The 330-nt window shown below is 58.2% G+C and carries 1 protein-coding gene; it reads left to right on the top strand.

Features of this window, described 5'->3' with window-relative positions; all coding sequences use genetic code 11:
• Nucleotides 1-297: integrase core domain-containing protein (locus tag NX782_RS26295; RefSeq protein ID WP_258848450.1), on the top strand; the 297-nt coding region annotated here is incomplete at its 5' end.
• Nucleotides 298-330: the final 33 nt, after the last annotated feature.

The following is a 330-nucleotide window of genomic DNA, read 5'->3' on the forward strand; positions in this document are numbered from 1 at the left end:
TACGTATCCATAAAGTACAGCGAGCGTCTGGCAGAAGCCGGCATTGAGCCCTCTGTGGGCAGCAAGGGCGACAGTTACGACAATGCCCTGGCCGAGACGATCAATGGGCTCTACAAGGCTGAATTGATTCATCGCCGCGCTCCCTGGAAAACACGTGAGGCCGTCGAACTGGCCACGCTGGAATGGGTGTCCTGGTTCAACCACCATCGACTGCTGGAGCCGCTCGGCTATATACCGCCAGCCGAAGCTGAGGCAAACTATTACAAGCAACTTAGCAGTCAAGCCGTCCCGGCCTGACTCACACTAACCGGCCTCCACGAAAGCCGGGGC

It is taken from the genome of Massilia norwichensis, assembly GCF_024753245.1.
Classification (GTDB): Bacteria; Pseudomonadota; Gammaproteobacteria; order Burkholderiales; family Burkholderiaceae_D; genus Telluria; species Telluria norwichensis.